We start from the raw sequence: 20,011 nt of genomic DNA on the forward strand, positions 1-20,011 counted from the left end.
GGTGATTTTGATGCTTGCATTCAAAACGACGTTTACATGTGGCCCTCATCTCTTGGCTCGACTATTCATCAAAACTTTGGGAGCAGTGCTCACGGGGGCGCTTAGTATTACCCCTGCTTTTGGAGAAGGAAAGAAGCCCCCTGTCCCGCAGGTAGATGTTCCTGCCATTACTGAGGTCGATGCGCAGTTCATGTGCGTGGGATGCGATGGACGTTTTGGGACGGCAACCCACAAGATCCTGATTCGCAACTTGGCTAGCAATACCTATATTGGCGAGCTTCGTCGAGCGCTATATTTTCAAGATTCTGCCCATCAGTTCGAGTCGAAGGCACACTTCGACAACTGCGACTTCAAAGCATCAACGGATTACATTGAAGAGGTGCTTAGAGACGTCGGGGTCAACGCTGAGTTGGCTAAGTCTGCGAAAGCCACAAACGATCTTGCCAAAGCGCAGGCTTTCACAGAAAAGGCCTTCTTTTTGCTTGGGCAAGTGCTACATAGCGTGCAGGACTTTTACGCGCACTCCAACTATATCGAGCTCCAAGTGCGAACGGCCAAACGACGAGAGGATGTGGTTCTTCTGGCGCCGTGGCGGCAGGACGGCCGGGAGCGCATTGAGCACTTGCAGACGAAGGGCTTGGTATCCGGTTTCGTGTTCTGGGGCTTGCCCCAAAAATGTGCGAAGGGAGCGCTTTCGCATGCTGCATTGGCTAAGGACAGCGATAAAACATCAAGCGGAAGAAAAGCGGCAGGAACCATGGGAATAAGCCAATACCAGTTGGCTGTCGAGCTTGCACGTTCCGCCTCTCTCGAATTCATACAGGATGCTTTTGAACGTTGGCCGATTCTTAAGGAAATGAACGGACCCCAAGTGGCGTTTGAGATTGCGTTGGAGCGTAGAGGCTTATAGGCATCACCCAGGCGGAGTTCGACCGCCGGCTAACGTCGTGAGGGCCTTTATCGACCAGCAGCGCATTGCTTTATGGAGCTTTCGTCCCAACGCTTTGCCAGTCGGCGATGATTTTGCACGCCCATTCCTCTACCCCGATCGGAACAAGCTTAGAACCCAATGAGCATGAACGCCTTATTGTCGGCACTGACAAGGACGTGCCTGATTAAGCGCGCGCACGCAGCCCAGGGCACGGGCCGGGCAGCACCGCCGTGCGCGCATTCATCTCTCAAGAAGCGTCAATATTTCATCTACTGCGTCCTTGCGAAGCCACGGGTGGATGTGCTCATTCTTGATGGGGCCGTGGTGCTTGGTCGTGATGCGCAATAGCCGTGCGCAGTACTCCAGCGCGAAACGATGGTCACTCTTCGTTTTTTCGATGAAGGATTCGCAGCTTCCGTCTCCCCCCGCATCGACCAGCAGCTGCCTGAGGCCTGGACTGTAGTCCATAGAGTTGCCAGAGCACTGGAAAATCCCTGCCTCTTCGGTGCAGGGCGTGTTGGAGTTGGGGTTGGTGTTGTCCCGGCCTTCTTGCCACGACCAAGAGCTCTCGAACCCCGCGAGGACCCGGAGCACCTCGAGCATCACTGCTCGCCTGTGCAGGTCTCCGCGCCAGGGGCCAAGCCTGGACACGACGCTGGAGTAAATATCAAAGGCTTGGTTGCGCTGGAAGATATCGCTGTCTGCCGTTTGCCCCCACTCTACAAGCTGGGTGAGGAAGGCCAGGGGCGGCGCGCCCCGGTTGTGCACCTTCTGTCGGCAGGCAACGAAAGTGCCCGAAGAAATCGGCGCGGTTTCGGGCAAAGGCACCGCTTCACCGCCTGCCGGCAAAAAGGTGTTGACTTCGAAATGCATGGGGTCGTTGAATACCTTGCCCCAGGTGAACCCATGTGCTTTGAGGATGGGGGCCACGGGCGCCACTGAGGCCCCGTTGCTCCCGTCGTCGGAGTTCAAGTCGATCGCAATGCCGAATGCGTGGTTGGAGGGCAGGGTGCTGATACCCCCGCCGATGGGCTTGCGAAGCCTTTTGTTCCAGGTGCCTGCACAGGTCTTGATGTGGTGCAGCAGGCCCTGCGACTCAATTGCAGCGAACGCGGCCAGTAGCTGCGCGTGGCCGCGGCGGTGAAAGCGAAGGCGTCCGCCTTGCGCGCCTTCGATGCGCGCCAGTTGCGGGATAACAAGGGGCATCACTTCGGCGTCGTCGAACCCGCTCAGAAAGACAATAGCATCACCGCGTACCCACTGTGCCTTGTTGGCAGTGCGGAAGGTGATGTCTCCAAATAGAGGATGGTGGAAAGACTTCTCCGGCATTTCGGCTTCTCCTAGTCAACGGTGCACATTGTTCTAGCGCACTTCTGAGAAAAAGCAGAGCGTTAAATGTCCAAGCCCTGATGCGTGGTCCTATGCCTTTTGATTTCCACGCAAACCTGTCCCCGGAGCATTCGATTCGCATTTATTGATCAACTTTTTGCATCATTCGCATTTAATTCCAATCATTCGCAAATAGCGTTCACGATTACACCTCCGCCCACCATGGCCACCGCGCTGGCCGTGTGGTGCGGCTGACCCGTGGGCCGCTGGCCCCAGGCTTCGGGCCGAAAGCGCCCGGCCAGGCTGGCGATGGCTGCGCTCTCCAGCGCCTCTTGCACGGTCATCGCAGGCAGCAGGCCCGCAAAACGCAGCGCCAGCATCGACTTGCCCGAGCCTGGCGGCCCGGCCATGAGCACGCTGTGGCCGCCCGCCGCTGCGATCTCCAGCGCGCGTTTGGGCGCAGCCTGGCCCTTCACGTCGGCCATGTCTGGGCCGGGGGTGCTGGCAGCCATGGGCGTGGCCTGCAGGCGCGTCCAGCCGTCATTGTCAATATCGGCATCGCCCGCCGCAACGCTGCCGGGCGGGAGAAAGGCACGCACCACGTCCAGCAGATGGCGTGCGCGTACCACCTGGGCCGCAGGCACCAGGGCGGCCTCTTCGGCGCTGCCGGGGGGGAGCACCAGTTGTGCGTCGATCTGCTGCGTCTGCAGCGCCAGGCTGGTGGCCAGTGCGCCGCGCACCGGGCGCAACTCACCCGACAGCGACAGTTCGCCCGCAAATTCATAGCCCGCCAGGCGGCTGGCGTCAATCTGGCCGCTGGCGGCGAGGATGCCCAGTGCAATGGGCAGATCGAACCGGCCGGAGTCCTTGGGCAAGTCGGCCGGAGCGAGGTTGACGGTGATCCTCTTGTTGTGCGGAAACTCCAGCCCCGCGTTCTGCAGCGCCGAGCGCACCCGCTCGCGGGCCTCCTTCACCTCCACCTCGGCCAGCCCCACGAGCGTGAAGCTGGGCAAACCGTTGGCCAGATGCACTTCGACGGTAACAGAAGGCGCCTGCAGCCCCAGAAGGGCGCGGCTTTGCACCAAAGCAAGACTCATGAAGCGGTTTCTCCCCAGATGGGTGCGTTTTGTGAAGGTCTGGCGTGGCCCGACAGCCCCTTGCACCAGATAAGTGCGGCGCGCCCGGTGCACGGCACCCGCCACCAATGTACCGGGGATTCCTGTAACCCAACGCAACCGCGCGCAGACTGCCGCGCGGCGTGGTGGCACGGTCCGTGCTTAAAGCGCTTGTCCCAATTTTGTCCAACCGGAGGAAACATGAACCGCGCCACAATCCAATCCCTGGGCGTTGCCTTTGTTGCAGCCCTGCCCCTGCTGGCCAATGCCCAGCTCACGGCCAACGTCAGCCTGACCAGCAACTACAAGTTCCGTGGCCAGGACCAGGATGGATCCAAGGTCAAGGCCGTCAAGCCTGCGCTGCAAGGCGGCTTTGACTACGCCTTCGGTGAGTCCGGCTTTTATGTGGGCAACTGGAACTCCAGCGTGGATTGGCTGCCCAGCAACTCGCTCGAATCCGACCTGTACGGTGGCTACAAGTTCAAGGCCGGCGGCGTGGACCTGGACGTGGGCCTGTTGACCTACATCTACCCCGGCAACAGCCACGGTAACACCACCGAGGCCTATGGTGCCGCCACCTTCGGCCCGGTGACGGCCAAGTATTCGCACACCCTGTCCAAGGACTACTTCGCCTATGCAGGCCCCGGCTTGAAGGGCCGCAACACCGGCTATCTGAACATCGCGTTCGCCCAAGAGGTGGCGCCCCAGACTACGCTGAAGGCTTCGGTGGGCTTCACCCGCTTCGGCGGCGACATCGCGGCCCCCAACTACATGGACTACAGCGTGGGCGCTGCCTACGACTTCGGTTCAGGCGTATCGCTGGGCGCTGCCGTGGTGGGCGCCAACAAGCGGGACTACTTCGGCCCCGTCAACAAATCGCGTGTGATCGTCACGCTCACCAAAACCCTGTAAATCTCAAGGGGCGCCGGTGGCGCCCATTTAGGAGGATCTGAAAATGAAAATGGTGACAGCCATCATCAAGCCCTTCAAGCTCGACGAGGTGCGCGAGGCGCTCTCCGACATCGGCGTGCAAGGCATCACGGTGACCGAGGTCAAGGGGTTTGGCCGCCAAAAGGGCCACACCGAGCTGTACCGCGGTGCGGAGTACGTGGTGGACTTTCTTCCCAAGGTCAAGATCGAAGCCGCCATTTCGGACGACCTGGTGGACCGCGTGATCGAGTCCATCGAAAGTGCTGCCCGCACCGGCAAGATCGGCGACGGCAAGATTTTCGTGACCCACCTGGAACAAGTGGTGCGCATCCGCACCGGCGAAACCGGCAAGGAAGCCCTGTAAGGGCCCAGTCGCCACCGACACAAGAGAAATTGCCATGAAAAAACTGCTTGCTTCCTTCGTTCTGGGGCTGAGTCTGCTGTCCGGCGGATCGGCCGTCCTCGCCCAGGCCCCTGCGGCTGACGCTGCGGCCACGGCCACGGTGGACTCTGCGACCGCTGCCGCGCCTGCTCCAGCGGCCGCCCCCGCGCCTGCCGCTGAAGCCGCACCGGCCGCCGCCGCAGCCCCCGTGCCCAAGATCGACTCCGGCGACACCGCCTGGATGCTGACCTCTACGCTGCTCGTGATCCTGATGACCATCCCAGGGCTGGCCCTGTTCTATGGCGGCCTGGGCCGCTCCAAGAACATGTTGTCCGTGCTGATGCAGGTCTTCGTGGTCTTCTCGCTGGTCTCCCTGCTGTGGGCCATTTACGGCTACAGCCTGGCGTTTTCGGGCGAGGGCAAGTTCTTCGGCGGCCTGGACAAGATCTTCCTCAAGGGCGTGACCCAGGAGACCTTTGGCGCCCTGATCACCATCCCTGAGTACGTGTTCTTGGCCTTCCAGGGCACGTTCGCGGCCATCACCGTGGCGCTGGTCGTGGGCTCGTTCGCCGAGCGCATCAAGTTCTCCGCCGTGCTGATCTTCTCCGTGCTGTGGTTCACCTTCAGCTACGTGCCCATGGCCCACATCGTGTGGGGCGGCGGCCTGCTGGCGGCCGACGGCGCGCTTGACTTCGCGGGCGGCACCGTGGTGCACATCAACGCCGGTATCGCTGGCCTGGTGGGCGCCTACATGGTGGGCAAGCGCATTGGCTACGGCCGCGAAGCCCTCACGCCCCACAGCCTCACGCTGACCATGGTGGGCGCCTCGCTGCTGTGGGTGGGCTGGTTTGGCTTCAACGCCGGTTCCGCCGGTGCCGCCAACGCAGGTGCGGGCCTGGCCTTCGTGAACACCGTGCTGGCCACCGCTGCCGCCACGCTGTCCTGGATCGCTGGTGAAGCACTGCACAAGGGCAAGGCCTCCATGCTGGGCGCTGCGTCCGGTGCCGTGGCCGGTCTTGTGGCCGTTACGCCCGCTGCAGGTTTTGTGGGCCCCATGGGTTCCATCGTCATGGGCCTGATCGCCGGTGTGGTCTGCCTGTGGGGCGTGGGTGGCTTGAAGCGCATGCTCAACGTGGACGATGCATTCGACGTGTTCGGCGTGCACGGCGTGGGCGGTATCCTGGGTGCCATCCTGACCGGTGTGTTCGCCTCCCAAAGCCTGGGCGGCACCGGAGGCCTGACTCCCGACACCTTCGCCATGGGCGCCCAGGTGTGGATCCAGGTCAAGAGCGTGCTGTTCACCATCGTGTGGTCTGGCGTCGTGGCCTTCATCGCCTACAAAGTTGCCGACTTGCTCGTGGGCCTGCGTGTCTCGGAAGAAGCAGAACGCGAAGGTCTGGACATCACATCGCACGGCGAGACGGCGTACAACCGCTGATCCGCCGGTACCCGGCGCGCTGCGGTGTCTGGTGGCACCGTGGCGTTCTAGAAAAACAAGCGAGCGACTTCTCCTGGTTCTCTTCAGCCCGCCGGTCACGGCGGGTTTTTTTGTACCGGGAGAGCGTCTCGCCCCATCCCGCGCGCCGCCAGGCGACGGCCCCACCAGAGCAGATTGCACACGTGCTGTTCAAAAAATTCACGTTTGCAATCCCGCGTGCTGCCCATGCCAGCCGCTACGATTCAAGGGATGGACCACGCCCTCAACCAGATCACCGACCGTGTGCGCGCTGCCGCCGCCGACCAGACCCCGTTGCGCATCCGTGGAGGGGGCACCAAGGACTTCCACGGCCTGGCGTTGCACGGCGAGGTGCTCGACACCCGAGGCCTGGGCGGCATCGTGAGCTACGAGCCGAGCGAGCTGGTTGTTACCGTGCGGGCAGGCACGCCGCTGGCTGAGCTGGAGGCATTGCTGGCCGAGCAGGGCCAGTGCCTGCCGTTCGAGCCGCCCCATTTCGCGAAGAACCCGTCCGAGGGCGCCACCGTCGGCGGCATGGTGGCCGCGGGCCTGTCGGGCCCGGCGCGTGCCAGCGTGGGCGCCGTGCGCGACTACATGCTGGGTGTCACGCTGCTCAATGGCAAGGCCGAGCTGCTGACCTTTGGCGGCCAGGTCATGAAGAACGTGGCGGGGTACGACGTCTCGCGCCTCATGGCTGGAGCCTGGGGCACGCTGGGCCTGCTGACCGAGGTGAGCCTCAAGGTGCTGCCCGTGGCGCCCGGCGAGGCCACGCTGCGGTTTGATGGCATCAACCAGGCCGATGCTCTGCGCAAGCTGCACGCCTGGGGCGGGCAGCCGCTGCCGCTCAACGCCAGTTGCTGGGTGCAGGATGAAGGCGTGGGCACGCTGTATGTGCGCCTGCGTGGCGCCATGGCGGCGGTGGAGGCTGCTTGCAAGGCCATGGGCGGCACCCGCATGGACAACGCCACCGTTGCCCCCGACTGGGTCGCTTGCCGCGATCAAACCCTGCCCTGGTTCGCCGCCCGTGCCGCGCAGCCCGGCCACGCGCTGTGGCGCCTGTCGGTGCCCGCCACGGCCCCGGTGCTGGCCCTGCCCGGCGGTGCCCAGCCGCTGGTGGAATGGCATGGCGCGCTGCGCTGGGTGCAGGCCCCCGAGTCGGCGGGTGATGCGCTGCGCGAGGCGGCCCATGCAGTGGGTGGGAGTGCTTCTGTTTTTGTAGCTGCTAGCGCTTATGGATCAAGCGCTAGAGGCCAATTTTACCTCCAATCCAGTGCGCTGGAGCAGATCCATACCCGGCTCAAGCACAGCTTCGACCCTGCGGGTATCTTCAATCCTGGGCGCATGGCCCACGCCTGGTAGGCCAGCCGTCTGCCCCTCTGCGCTGTACGCGCCATCCGTTTCAAGACTTCCAGGTTTTCCGTCCTCCGACCAGGCTGCACCCCATGCAAACCCAACTCGCCCCCGAATACCGCGCCCGTGCCGATGGCCTGGAAGCCGAATCCATTTTGCGCAAGTGCGTGCACTGCGGCTTTTGCACCGCCACCTGCCCCACTTACCAGTTGCTGGGCGACGAACTCGATGGGCCACGTGGGCGCATCTACCTCATCAAACAAGTGCTCGAAGGCGAAGCGCCCACGCGCAAGACCCAGATGCACCTGGACCGGTGCCTGACCTGCCGCAACTGCGAAAGCACCTGCCCCAGCGGTGTGCAGTACGGCCACCTGGTGGACATTGGCCGCAAGGTCGTTGATGAGAAAGTGCCCCGCCCGGTGGGTGAAAAGGCGCTGCGCTGGGCACTGAAGGAGTGCTTGCCATCGCCCTTGTTCGCCCCTGCGATGAAGGCGGGGCAAATGGTGCGCGGCCTGCTGCCTGCCGCGCTCAAGGCCAAGGTACCTGCGCCGCAACCCGCGGGCGCATGGCCCACGCGCGAACATGCGCGCAAGGTGCTGTTGCTGGCGGGCTGCGTGCAGCCGGCCATGATGCCCAACATCAACACCGCCACCGCGCGCGTGCTCGATGCAGTTGGCATCCAGACCGTCATTGCGGCCAAGGCGGGCTGCTGCGGCGCCGTCAAGTTTCACCTCAACGACCAGGACGGCGGCATGGCCGAGATGCGCGCCAACATCGACGCCTGGTGGCCCCTGGTGGAGGCTGGCGGGGTGGAGGCCATCGTCATGAACGCATCGGGCTGCGGCGTCACCGTCAAGGAGTACGGCCACATACTCAAGGACGACGCGCAATATGCCGCCAAGGCCGAGCGCATCAGCGCCCTCACGCGCGACCTGTCGGAGTTGTTGCCCGCCATGCTGCCCGAGTTGGCCGACAAACTCGCCGGGCGCGTGCAGCAGCCCGACACGCTGTTTGCTTACCACCCCCCCTGCACGCTGCAGCACGGCCAGAAGCTGCGCGGCGGTGTTGAAACGCAGCTCAACCGCCTAGGCTTCAAGCTGCGCACGGCGCGCAATGACGCGCACCTGTGCTGCGGCTCGGCGGGCACGTATTCGGTGTTGAACCCCGAGCTTTCATACCAGTTGCGCGACCGCAAGCTCGATGTGTTGAATGAAGCCTTTGGCGAGCAGCCGCCCGACATGATCCTGTCAGCCAACATCGGCTGCATCACGCACCTGCAAAGCGGCACGGGCACGCCCGTGCGGCACTGGGTGGAGGTGCTGGACGAAGCACTGCGCGCGGGTGCCCGGCCGATACGGTGAAGGGGATTGCGCACGCAAGGCAGGCGGCAACCCAGGGTGTTTGCCACCTGCGTGCCCAACGCTGGCATGATTGAGGGTTTTGTTGCCTCCCATTCGCACCGAACTGCACCCCATGACCGACTCCGTGTCCGCACAAGAACCCTCTCACACAGCAGCCCCTGACGCCCCCCTGGCCGCACCTGTGCAGGCCCCGGCGCCCGCCGCCGCGTCTGCCGAGGCCGGTGCGCCCCAGCCGCGCAAGGGAGGATCACGCCGCGGCGGCCGCAACCGCCGCAAGCCCGAGGGTGCTGCCGAGGCCGTGCCCCAGGCCGCCGCGCCCGATGCCGCCTCACGTGCCCCCCAGCGCGTTCACCCCGCGTTGGAACAACTGGCCGGGCTGTACCCCCACCTGTTCGGCGCGGTGTTCCGCCCGCTCAAGCGCGGCATCTTCCAGGATCTGCAGGCTGCGCACCCCGAGGTGTTTGAGCGCGATGCGCTCAAGGTGGCCCTGGGGTTGCACACGCGCTCCACGCGCTACCTGCAAAGCGTGGCGGCGGGCGACAAGCGCCATGACCTGCAAGGCCAGCCCGTGGAAGACATGGCCCCCGAGCATGTGCACCACGCGCTGCTCGAGGTCTATCGCCGCCGCAAGAACAACAAGGCGCGCGCCACCGAAGACCTGTTGCCCAAGCTGCGCAACCGCATGATGGCCGCGTTCGAGGCTTCGGGCCTCACGCGCGAGGACTACACCGTGCTGGTGCAGGGCCGCGACGAGGCCGCCAACGCCATCCTCGAAGAAGCCTTTGCCGAATGGGCCGCCCGCAACGCCAAGGACGAAGCCCTGCAGCGCGCCTTTGACGCCAGCGGCCAGACGCTGGAGGCCTTTGCCGACATGTATGGCATGGACCCACGCGCCGTGGGCCAGATGCTGGAGCGCGCGCGCCGCCAACGCGCCGCCATTGCGCAGCCCGCCTGATCGGCTGCGGGCTGTACGCTAAAACGGAGCAAGCGGGGCTGACGCAGCCCTACAGCTTGAACGCCACCACTTCCTGCCGCTGCTCGCCCAGTCCTTCGATGCCCAGCGTCATCACGTCGCCCTTTTTGAGGTAGAGCGGTGGCTTCATGCCCAGGCCCACGCCGGGCGGCGTGCCGGTGGTGATCACGTCGCCGGGCTCCAGCGTCATGAACTGGCTGACGTAGCTGACGATCTTGGCCACGTTGAAGACCATGGTCTTGGTGTTGCCGGTCTGCATGCGTTGGCCGTTCAAATCCAGCCACATCGACAGCTTTTGCGGGTTGGGCACCTCGTCGCGCGTCACCAGCCAGGGGCCGATGGGGCCAAAGGTGTCGCAGCCCTTGCCCTTGTCCCAGGTGCCGCCGCGCTCGATCTGGTATTCACGCTCGCTCACGTCGTTGATGGTGCAGTAGCCCGCCACGTGGTTGAGCGCATCCTTCTGCGCCACGTAGCGTGCGCGTGTGCCGATCACCACGCCCAGCTCCACCTCCCAGTCGGTCTTCTTGGAGCCCTTGGGCAGCATCACGGCGTCGTTCGGGCCCTGGATACAACTGGTGGCCTTCATGAACACCACGGGCTCGGCGGGGATGGGCAGGTTGGACTCGGCTGCGTGGTCGGCGTAGTTCAGGCCGATGGCGATGAACTTGCGCACGCCGGTCAGCGGCGCGCCGTAGCGGGGATTGCCTTTGACCAGGGGCAGCTTGTCGGTCTTCAGCCGGGCCAGCTTGGCCAGCGCTGCATCGCCCAACTGGTTGGGGCCGATGTCGGGGATCACGGCGCTCAGGTCGCGCAGCGCGCCCTGGGCGTCGATCAGGCCTGGTTTTTCTTTGCCGGGGTTGCCATAGCGTACGAGTTTCATGGGTTCCTTTCGTGCAGGTGGTTGTTCTGCCAGTTCAAATGGTCATGCCGCCGTCTACCGAGCACACCTGGCCGCTCATGAAGACCGACTCGTCGCTGGCCAGGTAGACCACGATGGGGGCGATCTCCTCGGCGCGCGCCAGGCGGCCCATGGGCTGGCGCGCGATGAAGTTCTTGCGCGCTTCGATGGGATCGGCGTAGCTGTTGATGCGCTCGCCCAGGCTGGGTGTGTCCACGGTGCCGGGTGCGATGGCGTTGCAGCGAATGCCCTGGCCCACATAGTCGGCCGCCACCGATTTTGTCAGCCCCACCACCGCCGCCTTGCTGGCGCCGTAGATGCAGCGGTTGGGCAGACCCTTGACGCTGCCGCACACGCTGGCCATGTTGATGATGCTGCCTGCGCCCTTGCCGCCGTTGTTGGCCAGCATTTTGGGCAGCACGGCCTGGATCATCCAGAACTGCGCGCGGGCGTTCAAGTGGAAGCTGAAGTCCCAGTCATCGTCGGTCGCGTCCAGCACGGTGCCGTTGGCCACGAAGCCCGCGCAGTTGAACAGGATGTCGATGGACGGCAGCGTGCCCACCACCCGCTGGATGGCGCCCTTGTCGAGCACATTAAGCACGGCGGTTTTCACGTTGGCAACGCCGTCATAGCTGGCAAGCAGCGCGGCATTCACATCGGTGGCCCAGACGGTGGCGCCCTCGGCGGCCATGGCCAGCGCGGTGGCGCGGCCAATGCCCTGGCCGGCGGCGGTGATGAGTGCGGTTTTGCCTTGAAGTCGCATGGGTGAAGTCCTTGAAACAGAAATGATTAGCGCGCAGGTGCTACCTGCACCTCGGTGACTTGTCGCGCGGCAATCACCGGCCAGTCCCACTCGATGCCCAGCCCGGGCGTGCTGGGGGCGTGGGCGTAGCCGTCTTCCACCCGGATACGGCTGGTGGTGATGTCGTCGAGCTGCGGGATGTATTCGACCCACGCCGCATTGGGCACGGCGGCGCACAGGCTCACGTGCAGCTCCATCAAGAAGTGCGGACACACCGGCACGCCAAAGCCCTCGGCCAGGTGCGCGGTCTTGATCCACGGCGTGATGCCGCCGATGCGCGCCACATCGGGCTGCACGATGCTGCACGCGCCTTGCTCCAGGTATTCGCGGAACTGTGCCAGGTGGTACATCGACTCGCCCACCGCCACCGGGATTGGCGTGTGCTCGCGCAGTTGCCGGTGGCCCGCCACGTCTTCGGCGGGCAGGGGCTCCTCCAGCCAGGCCAGGTCCAGCCCCGCGAAGGCATGGGCCCGGCGCACGACTTCGGGGCGGTTGAAGCCCTGGTTGGCGTCGGTCATGATGTCAAAGCCCGGCCCCACCGCAGCGCGCACGGCAGACAGCCGCGCCACGTCTTCGCTCACATGCGGCCTGCCGATCTTGACCTTGGCACCCTTGAAGCCCTGGGCCTTGGCTGCCAGGGTTTGGTCTACCAGCTCTGCGGCGCTCAGGTGCAGCCAGCCGCCCTCGGTGGTGTAGACCGGCACGCGCGGCTGTGCGCCGCCCAGCAGCTTCCACAGCGGCAGCCCCAGGCTGCGCGCGCGCCAGTCCCACAGCGCCGTATCCACGCAGGCCAGCGCCAGGCTGGTGATGGCGCCCACGGCCGTGGCGTGGGTGCTGAAGAACAGGTCTTTCCAGATCGCCTCCAGGTCGAGCGGGTCGCGGCCGATCAGCCGGGGCGCGAGGTGGTCGTGCAGCAGCGCCATCACCGACGAGCCCCCGGTGCCGATGGTGTAGGCGTAACCCGTGCCCTCCACGCCATCGCTGCAGCGCAGCGTCAGCAACACCGTCTCTTGCGTCACGAAAGACTGGATGGCGTCGGTGCGTACCACCTTGGGCGGGAGGTTGACTTGGCGCAGGCGGACGGATTCGATGGTGGTTTGAGGCTTCATGACTCGCTCTAGGGTTTCGCCCGATGGTGGCGTAAGGGCAATGCATGGGATCATGAATTGGCCTGACCACTTAACCAATTCAGGCTAACCCTAAGTCACTTGTTTCCATGCCCTTGCACGCCGTCGAACCCCAACGCCTGTACCGCCAGATCGCCAATCAGCTGCGCCAGTTGATCGTGGCGGGTGAATTCGCAGTGGGTGCGCGGCTGCCTGCAGAGCGCGACTTGGCCAAGCAACTGGATGTGAGCCGCCCCTCCGTGCGTGAGGCTTTGATCGCGCTGGAGGTAGAGGGCTGGGTCGAGGTGCGCACCGGCTCCGGCGTGTATGTGAAAAGCCGCAAGAGCCTCGCGGACCGCAGCGAAGCAGCGGCCACTGCCGAATGGGGGCCGCTTGAGTTGATCCGTGCGCGCCGCGTGGTCGAGGGCGAGACGGCCGCGCTGGCTGCGCAGATGGCCAAGCGCAAACACATCGCGCAGATTGGCGAGGCACTGCAAGGTATGCGTGCCGATGCCGACGCAGGCCGTATGCCGCTGCTGGGCGACCGCGCCTTTCACACCGCCGTGGTGGAGTCCTGCGACAACGTGGTGCTGCTGGAGACCGTGCAGCGCTTCTGGGATTCGCGCCGCGGGCCCGTGTTCACACGGCTGGGCGGCTACTTTGAGAACGTGGATTCTTGGCGCGAAGCGATCGCCGAGCACGAAGCCGTGCTCGACGCGATCCGCGCGCACGACCCCGACGCGGCGCGTGCCGCAATGCAAAACCACATGGACCGGGCGCATGCCCGCTTCAGCGTGAGTTGGCGCAAGGTCAAAACCGCAGCGCCTCACAGTCGTGCCCGCCGTGGCACAGACGAGCTTCCTTGACCCACAACCCCTGGCGGAGACAAGCGATGACGATGATGAAACGAACCACCCTCAAAACTCTGACGGCCTGCGCCCTGGCCCTTTGCGCCAGTGGCATGCTGAGCCCTGCGGCTGCGCAAACCAAGCTCAAATGGGCCCATGTGTACGAGACATCCGAGCCGTACCACAAGTGGTCTGTCTGGGCCGCTGACGAAATCAAGAAGCGCAGCAACGGCAAGTTTGACATCCAGGTCTTCCCGGCGTCCACGCTGGGCAAGGAAAGCGACATCAACCAGGGCCTGCAACTGGGCACGGTGGACATCATCATCTCGGGCGCATCGTTCGCGGCCCGCAGCTACCCGCGCATGGGCGTGGGCTACTACCCCTACACCTTCCGCGACGCAGAGCACTTGCAAAAGTACGCCAAGAGCGACGTGTTCAAGGAGTTGGCCGAGGGCTACAAGCAAAAGACTGGCGTGCAGGCCACGGCCATGACCTACTACGGATCGCGCCACACCACCAGCAACAAGCCCTTCAAGACCTGCGACGAAATGAAGGGCCTGAAGATGCGTGTGCCCGACGTGCCCGCCTACATGGCGCTGCCGCGCGCCTGCGGCGCCAACCCCACGCCCATCGCCTTTGCCGAGGTGTACCTGGCGCTGCAAAACGGAACCGTGGACGCGCAAGAGAACCCGCTGCCCACCATCGAGGCCAAGAAGTTCTACGAGGTGCAAAAGGCCATCATCCTGACCGGGCACATCAACGACTCGCTGATGACCCAGGTGGCCCCGCATGTCTGGACCAAGCTGAGCGACGCGGAGAAAAAGCTGTTCACCGAGGTCATGCAGGAAGCCGCCGCAGGTGCCAGCAACGACATCCAAAAGCGTGAGGGCGAGTTGGTCGAGGAGTTCAAGAAGAAGGGCATCGCCGTGATCGAGGTGGACAAGAACGCCTTTCGTGAGCGCATCGTGAAGGCCATCGACATGTCCACCATGGGCTACGACAAGAAGGACTGGGACCGTATCCAGGCCATCAAATAAGAACCCGCCTTCAATGCTTCACGGCCCGCGCTGCGCGCGGGCTGCAACCCCATTGACCAGGGAGCATGCCATGCAAGAAGCCCACAAGATCGTTGGCGACGACGGTCAGATCCACGTCGAGGACGAAGTGGTTGATCTCAGCCCTGTGACCGTGGAGGGCTGGGTATCCCTGGGCTTCTTCTGGTTGCTGGGGCTGACCGTGTTCTACCAGTTCCTCACACGCTACGCGCTCAACGACTCGGCCGCGTGGACGGAAGAGATCGCTCGCTACCTGCTCATCGCCACGGTGTTCATCGGCGCTGCCGTGGGTGTTGCCAAGAACAACCACATCCAGGTGGATTTTTTCTACCGCTTCATGCCCACCGCCGTGGCACGTGCAATGGCCATTGCTGTAGACGTGATGCGTACCCTGTTCTACGCAGCCACCGTGGTGCTGACCGGCATGCTGATGCAGAAGATGGACAGCTACAACATGACCATCGTCGATCTGCCGATGAACATCGTCTACGGCGTGTGCCTGGTGGGTTTTGCGGCGATGTTTGTGCGCTCTGTCCAGGTGGCGCTGGTGCACTGGCGGCGCGGCTACTCCGTGCTCGAGCGCCCCGAAACCACGATGGACGACCGCTGACCCCCTCGGCCCTGAAAACCCCCCACGACCATGCTCAAGATCATCTTCCTGGCCTTCATGGCCACGGGGCTGCCCGTCGCGATTGCGATGGCGGGCTCGTCCCTGGTGTACATCCTCATCAGCGGCAACACGCCTCCCTTTGTGGTCATCCACCGGATGATCTCGGGCATCGACAGCTTTCCGTTGTTGGCCGTGCCCTTCTTCATCCTGGCGGGCAACCTGATGAACAACGCTGGCATCACCACGCGCATCTACAACTTTGCGCTGGCGCTGGTGGGCTGGATGAAGGGCGGCCTGGGCCACGTGAACGTGGTGGGCTCGGTGGTCTTCGCGGGCATGAGCGGCGCGGCCATTGCCGACGCAGCGGGCCTGGGCACCATCGAGATCAGGGCCATGCAAGAGCATGGCTACGACACTGAGTTCGCCGTGGGCGTCACGGCCGCATCGGCCACGCTAGGCCCCATCATTCCGCCCAGCCTGCCCTTCGTCATCTACGGGATGATGAGTAACGTCAGCATTGGCGCGCTGTTTCTCGCGGGCATCCTGCCGGGGGTTTTCATGGCCATTGCCATGATGCTCACGGTGGCCTACTTTGCGCACAAAAACGGCTGGGGCGGCGACGTGCGCTTTGAGTGGGCGCGCGTGTCCAAGGCGCTGATCGAGCTGGCCGTGGTGCTGGGCTGGCCGGTGCTGCTGTGGCTGCTGGTAGACAAGGCCGGCCTGCCAGCGCAGGCCACGGTGCTGGTGGGCCTGGTGGCATTGTTTGCCGCAGACAAATTGTTCCGGTTTGAGGCGGTCTTGCCCATCATGACGCCCGTGCTGCTGATCGGCGGCATGACCACGGGCATCTTCACCCCCACCGAGGGCGCGATCGCCGCCTGCATCTGGGCCATGGTGCTGGGCTTTGCCTGGTACCGCACGCTCAAGTTCAAGATGTTCGTCAAGGTCTGCCTGGACACCGTGGAGACCACCAGCACGGTGCTGTTCATCGTGGCGGCGGCCAGCATCTTTGGCTGGATGCTCACGGCCACGGGCGTCACCACCGCCATCGGTGCATGGGTGCTGGGCTTCACGCGCGACCCGTTGACCTTTCTGTTCATGGCCAACCTGCTGATGCTGTTTGTGGGCTGCTTCCTGGAGCCCACGGCGGCCATCACCATCCTGGTGCCCATCCTGCTGCCCATCTGCCTGCAACTGGGGGTGGACCCGGTGCACTTTGGCCTGGTGATGGTGCTCAATTTGATGATTGGCCTGCTGCACCCGCCCATGGGCATGGTGCTGTTTGTGCTGGCGCGTGTGGCCAACCTGAGCGTGGAGCGCACCACCATGGCCATCCTGCCCTGGTTGATACCGCTGCTGGGCAGCCTGGTGCTCATCACCTGCTTTCCCCAGGCGGTGTTGTGGCTTCCCAAGATGTTCTATTGAGGCGCGCCGCGATGACAACATCCCCTTTCATTCGCCTGCACGCGGCCGATGACGTGCTGATCGCGCGCAGCCAGTTGCTGGGCGGCGCCACCGTCGAAGGCGTTGCCGTCAAAGGCCTGGTGCCGCCCGGCCACAAGGTCGCCGTGCGCGCCATTGCTGCGGGCGCTCCAGTGCGCCGCTACAACCAGATCATCGGCTTTGCCAGCCGCGACATCGCGCCGGGCGAGCATGTGCACACGCACAACCTCGACATGGGGCCGGACAAAGGCGCCAACACGGGCGGCGCCCTGCGCGACTACGCCATTGGCGCCGACGTGAAGCACGAGCCCGTGCGCCGCAGCGCCAGTTTCATGGGTTACCGGCGTGCCGATGGCCGCGTGGCAACGCGCAACTACATCGGCATCCTCTCCAGCGTGAACTGCTCGGCCACCGCCGCGCGTGCCATTGCCGACCACTTCTCGCGCCACACCAACCCCGCCGCTTTGGAGGCATACCCCCATGTGGACGGCGTGGTGGCCCTCACACACGGCACCGGCTGCGGCATGGATACCCAGGGCCTGGGCATGCAGGTGTTGGAGCGCACCCTGGCGGGCTATGCCACCCATGCCAACTTTGCAGCGGTGCTGGTGGTGGGCCTGGGCTGCGAGGCCAACCAGATCAACGCCTGGCTGACCCACAGCAGCCTGCGTGAGGGCGACACGCTGCGCGCCTTCAACATCCAGGACAGCGGCGGCACGCGCCAGACGGTGGAAAAAGGCATTGCCCTGGTGCAGCAGATGCTGCCCGCCGCCAACAGCGCACGGCGCGAGCCCTGCGACGCCAGCCACATCACCATCGGGCTGCAATGCGGCGGCTCGGACGGCTACAGCGGCATCAGCGCCAACCCCGCGTTGGGCGCGGCGGTGGATTTGCTGGTGGCGCACGGCGGCACGGCCATCCTGTCGGAGACGCCCGAGATCTACGGCGCCGAGCACCTGCTCACGCGCCGCGCGGTGCGCCCCGAGGTGGCGCACCAACTGGTCTCGCGCATCCAGTGGTGGGAGGAATACACCCGCATCAACCAGGGCGAGATGAACAACAACCCATCGCCCGGCAACAAGGCGGGCGGGCTCACCACCATTTTGGAAAAATCGCTGGGCGCAGTGGCCAAGGGTGGCACCAGCAACCTGCAGGCGGTGTACGAGTACGCGCAGCCCGTCACCGCACACGGCTTTGTGTACATGGACACGCCGGGTTATGACCCCGTGAGCGCCACCGGCCAGGTGGCGGGCGGCGCCAACCTGATCTGCTTTACCACCGGGCGCGGCTCGGCCTACGGCTGCGCGCCGTCACCATCGCTCAAGCTGGCCACCAACAGCGTGCTGTGGCAGCGCCAGCAAGAGGACATGGACATCAACTGCGGCGAGATCGTGGACGGCAGCGCCACCATCGCCGAAATGGGGCAGCGCATTTTTGACCTGGTGCTGGCCACTGCGTCCGGCCAGACCACGAAGAGCGAGCGGCATGGCTATGGGCAAAGCGAGTTCGTGCCCTGGCAGATCGGCGCGGTAATGTAGGTGGCCTCGGGTTTTGAAGAAAAAACCATGCTACCGCTTGATCTACAAGCGGCAATAGCTCCTATTTTTGTAGCGTCTGGCAGCAATGCGGTGGAGGCCGAAGCCGTGGCTGCCAACCTGGTCATGGCCAACCTCTGCGGCCACGATTCGCACGGCGTGGGCATGCTGCCGCGTTATGTGGATGCCGTGCTGGAAGGCGGCTTGCAGCCCAACGCCAGCGTGCGTGTGGTGCTGGACACCGGCCCCCTGCTCACGCTGGACGCCCAGCGCGGCTACGGCCAGGTGACCGGCGCGCAGGCCATGACGCTGGGCATCACACGTGCCAAGGCGCATGGCAGCTGCACCATGGCGCTGGCCAATGCACACCACCTGGGCCGCATCGGCCACTTTGCCGAGATGGCCACCGCCGCCGGGCTGGTGTCCATTCACTTCGTCAACGTGTTGTCGCGGCCCGTGGTGGCGCCTTGGGGCGGGGGCGATGGGCGCTTTGGCACCAACCCGTTTTGCGTGGGCATCCCCTTGCCGCAGGCCGATGGCGCGGGGCAAGAGCATTTCGTTTTGGACTTTGCCACCAGCCGCGTAGCCCAAGGCAAGATGCGCGTGGCGCACAACCAGGGCCAGCAGGTGGCGCCCGGCTTACTGATCGACCCGCAAGGCCAGCCCACCACCGACCCCGGTGTTGTGGTGGTGCCGCAGCCAGGCACGGGCCTGTTTGGCGCGCTGATGCCCTTTGGCGAGCACAAGGGCTTTGGCCTGGCCCTGGCGTGCGAGCTGCTGGGTGGCGCGCTCACGGGCGGCGGCACCTGGCGCCGGCCTGCAGACACAGCGCGCACCGTTCTCAACGGCATGCTCACTATCTTGATCGATCCGGCTCGCCTGGGCACGCAGGCGGCTTTTGCGCAAGAGGCCACGGCCTTCATCGACTGGCTGCGCGCCGCGCCCCCAGCGGAGGGCAGCGACGGTGTGCAACTGGCGGGCGAGCCCGAACGCGCCACCCGCGCCGCGCGGCTGCAAGGCGGCATTCCCATCGACGCCCACACCTGGCAAGAAATTCAGTTCGCAGGCCGCAAGGTAGGCGTGACCGTCCCCTGATTTCGCCAAACGGCACCACTCGGCAACACACCATGCATTTCAACCACCCTCCTATCGCGGAACAAGTTGCACTGGTCACCGGCGCCAACGCAGGCATGGGCCTGGCCACCGCGCGTGCGCTGTTGGCTGCTGGCTACCGCGTGGCCGCCACCGACCTGGACACACGCCACATTGCGGCCACGCTGGGCCCCGAGGCGGGCGACCGGCTCTTTTGCACGGCCATGGACGTCTCCAGCTTCGACGCGGTGCAGGCGGGCTGCACGGCGGTGGAGCAACACTTTGGCCGCATCGACGTGTGTGTGAACAACGCGGGCTTTTTGCAATACGCCAATTGCGAGCAGACCACACCCGAGCTGTGGCGCAAGACCCTGGCCGTCAACCTCGACGGCGTGTTCTACGTGAGCCAGCGCGTGGCGCCGGGTATGAAGGCGCGCGGCTTTGGGCGCATCGTCAACGTGTCGTCGTTTGGTGCCAAGACGGGCGGGCTCTCGCCGCTGCCCGCATATGCGGCCAGCAAGGGCGGGGTCAGCTCGCTCACCTTCAGCTTTGCGCGCGAGTACGCGGCCTTCGGCGTCACCTGCAACGCGGTTGCGCCCACCTTTGTGAAGACGCAAATGCTGACCGAACAAGTCAGCCCCGAGCGCCAGGCCGAGCTGCGCCAGATGATCCCGGTGCACCGCTTTTGCGAGCTGGAAGAGTTTGCACACTGTGTGCTGTTTCTGGCGCACCCCATGAGCGGGTTCATTACCGGCGAGGTGCTGGACTTGAATGGTGGTTTGCAATTCGATTGAG

At 64.6% G+C, this 20,011-nt stretch carries 18 protein-coding genes and 1 pseudogene; 14 read left to right on the forward strand and 5 right to left on the reverse strand.

The window, feature by feature from the left end; genetic code table 11:
* The first annotated feature begins 10 nt into the window (after positions 1-10).
* Entirely contained in the window at positions 11-910 is a 900-nt protein-coding gene (locus Q0105_RS08615) for an HET-C-related protein (protein WP_298210782.1), read from the forward strand.
* Between the two features lie 261 nt (positions 911-1,171).
* On the opposite strand, the gene Q0105_RS08620 is transcribed toward Q0105_RS08615, so the two are convergent.
* Positions 1,172-2,260, reverse strand: a complete 1,089-nt coding sequence (locus tag Q0105_RS08620) for a M15 family metallopeptidase (RefSeq protein ID WP_298210784.1) — start codon at positions 2,258-2,260, stop codon at positions 1,172-1,174.
* Positions 2,261-2,469: 209 nt separating this feature from the next.
* Positions 2,470-3,357 (reverse strand): annotated as a pseudogene (locus tag Q0105_RS08625) (magnesium chelatase domain-containing protein); the annotation flags it as partial.
* A 219-nt stretch (positions 3,358-3,576) separates the two neighbouring features.
* Here Q0105_RS08625 and Q0105_RS08630 point away from each other — a divergent pair.
* From Q0105_RS08630 to Q0105_RS08655, 6 genes are all read left to right on the forward strand, one after another.
* A complete protein-coding gene (locus Q0105_RS08630) occupies positions 3,577-4,287 on the forward strand; it encodes a TorF family putative porin (protein WP_298210785.1) in 711 nt (236 codons plus the stop codon).
* 43 nt (positions 4,288-4,330) lie between these two features.
* Positions 4,331-4,669, forward strand: a complete 339-nt coding sequence (glnK, locus tag Q0105_RS08635; protein WP_298210787.1) for a P-II family nitrogen regulator — start codon at positions 4,331-4,333, stop codon at positions 4,667-4,669.
* A gap of 34 nt (positions 4,670-4,703) precedes the next feature.
* A complete protein-coding gene (amt, locus tag Q0105_RS08640) occupies positions 4,704-6,125 on the forward strand; it encodes an ammonium transporter (protein WP_298210789.1) in 1,422 nt (473 codons plus the stop codon).
* Positions 6,126-6,365: 240 nt separating this feature from the next.
* Entirely contained in the window at positions 6,366-7,502 is a 1,137-nt protein-coding gene (gene glcE, locus Q0105_RS08645) for a glycolate oxidase subunit GlcE (protein WP_298210844.1), read from the forward strand.
* A gap of 83 nt (positions 7,503-7,585) precedes the next feature.
* Positions 7,586-8,854 (forward strand): glycolate oxidase subunit GlcF, encoded by a 1,269-nt coding sequence (gene glcF / locus Q0105_RS08650; protein ID WP_298210791.1) that lies wholly within the window; start codon positions 7,586-7,588, stop codon positions 8,852-8,854.
* Positions 8,855-8,966: 112 nt separating this feature from the next.
* Complete coding sequence (locus tag Q0105_RS08655) at positions 8,967-9,809, forward strand: ProQ/FINO family protein (protein ID WP_298210793.1); 843 nt, start codon at positions 8,967-8,969, stop codon at positions 9,807-9,809.
* Positions 9,810-9,858: 49 nt separating this feature from the next.
* Here Q0105_RS08655 and Q0105_RS08660 read toward each other — a convergent pair whose 3' ends face one another.
* The 3 genes from Q0105_RS08660 to Q0105_RS08670 are packed head-to-tail and all read right to left on the reverse strand — an operon-like array spanning position 9,859 to position 12,636.
* Complete coding sequence (locus Q0105_RS08660) at positions 9,859-10,707, reverse strand: fumarylacetoacetate hydrolase family protein (protein WP_298210795.1); 849 nt, start codon at positions 10,705-10,707, stop codon at positions 9,859-9,861.
* Between the two features lie 34 nt (positions 10,708-10,741).
* Complete coding sequence (locus Q0105_RS08665; RefSeq protein ID WP_298210796.1) at positions 10,742-11,488, reverse strand: SDR family oxidoreductase; 747 nt, start codon at positions 11,486-11,488, stop codon at positions 10,742-10,744.
* 26 nt (positions 11,489-11,514) lie between these two features.
* Positions 11,515-12,636, reverse strand: coding sequence for a mandelate racemase/muconate lactonizing enzyme family protein (locus tag Q0105_RS08670; RefSeq protein ID WP_298210798.1), 1,122 nt, complete (start codon positions 12,634-12,636; stop codon positions 11,515-11,517).
* Between the two features lie 107 nt (positions 12,637-12,743).
* On the opposite strand from Q0105_RS08670, the gene Q0105_RS08675 reads away from it, so the two are divergent.
* The 7 genes from Q0105_RS08675 to Q0105_RS08705 all read left to right on the forward strand — a co-directional run bounded on the left by Q0105_RS08675 (position 12,744) and on the right by Q0105_RS08705 (position 20,010).
* A complete protein-coding gene (locus Q0105_RS08675) occupies positions 12,744-13,499 on the forward strand; it encodes a FadR/GntR family transcriptional regulator (RefSeq protein ID WP_298210800.1) in 756 nt (251 codons plus the stop codon).
* 32 nt (positions 13,500-13,531) lie between these two features.
* Complete coding sequence (locus tag Q0105_RS08680) at positions 13,532-14,518, forward strand: sialic acid TRAP transporter substrate-binding protein SiaP (protein WP_298210846.1); 987 nt, start codon at positions 13,532-13,534, stop codon at positions 14,516-14,518.
* Between the two features lie 70 nt (positions 14,519-14,588).
* Entirely contained in the window at positions 14,589-15,146 is a 558-nt protein-coding gene (locus tag Q0105_RS08685; RefSeq protein ID WP_298210802.1) for a TRAP transporter small permease, read from the forward strand.
* 30 nt (positions 15,147-15,176) lie between these two features.
* Entirely contained in the window at positions 15,177-16,571 is a 1,395-nt protein-coding gene (locus tag Q0105_RS08690) for a TRAP transporter large permease (protein WP_298210804.1), read from the forward strand.
* An 11-nt stretch (positions 16,572-16,582) separates the two neighbouring features.
* Positions 16,583-18,127, forward strand: a complete 1,545-nt coding sequence (locus Q0105_RS08695; protein ID WP_298210806.1) for an altronate dehydratase family protein — start codon at positions 16,583-16,585, stop codon at positions 18,125-18,127.
* A 27-nt stretch (positions 18,128-18,154) separates the two neighbouring features.
* Positions 18,155-19,219: a malate/lactate/ureidoglycolate dehydrogenase gene (locus tag Q0105_RS08700; RefSeq protein ID WP_298210809.1), complete on the forward strand. Its 1,065-nt coding sequence runs from the start codon at positions 18,155-18,157 to the stop codon at positions 19,217-19,219.
* A gap of 32 nt (positions 19,220-19,251) precedes the next feature.
* Positions 19,252-20,010 (forward strand): SDR family oxidoreductase, encoded by a 759-nt coding sequence (locus tag Q0105_RS08705; protein ID WP_298210810.1) that lies wholly within the window; start codon positions 19,252-19,254, stop codon positions 20,008-20,010.
* Position 20,011: the final 1 nt, after the last annotated feature.

Source organism: Acidovorax sp., assembly GCF_027492855.1.
Classification (GTDB): domain Bacteria; phylum Pseudomonadota; class Gammaproteobacteria; order Burkholderiales; family Burkholderiaceae_C; genus Acidovorax.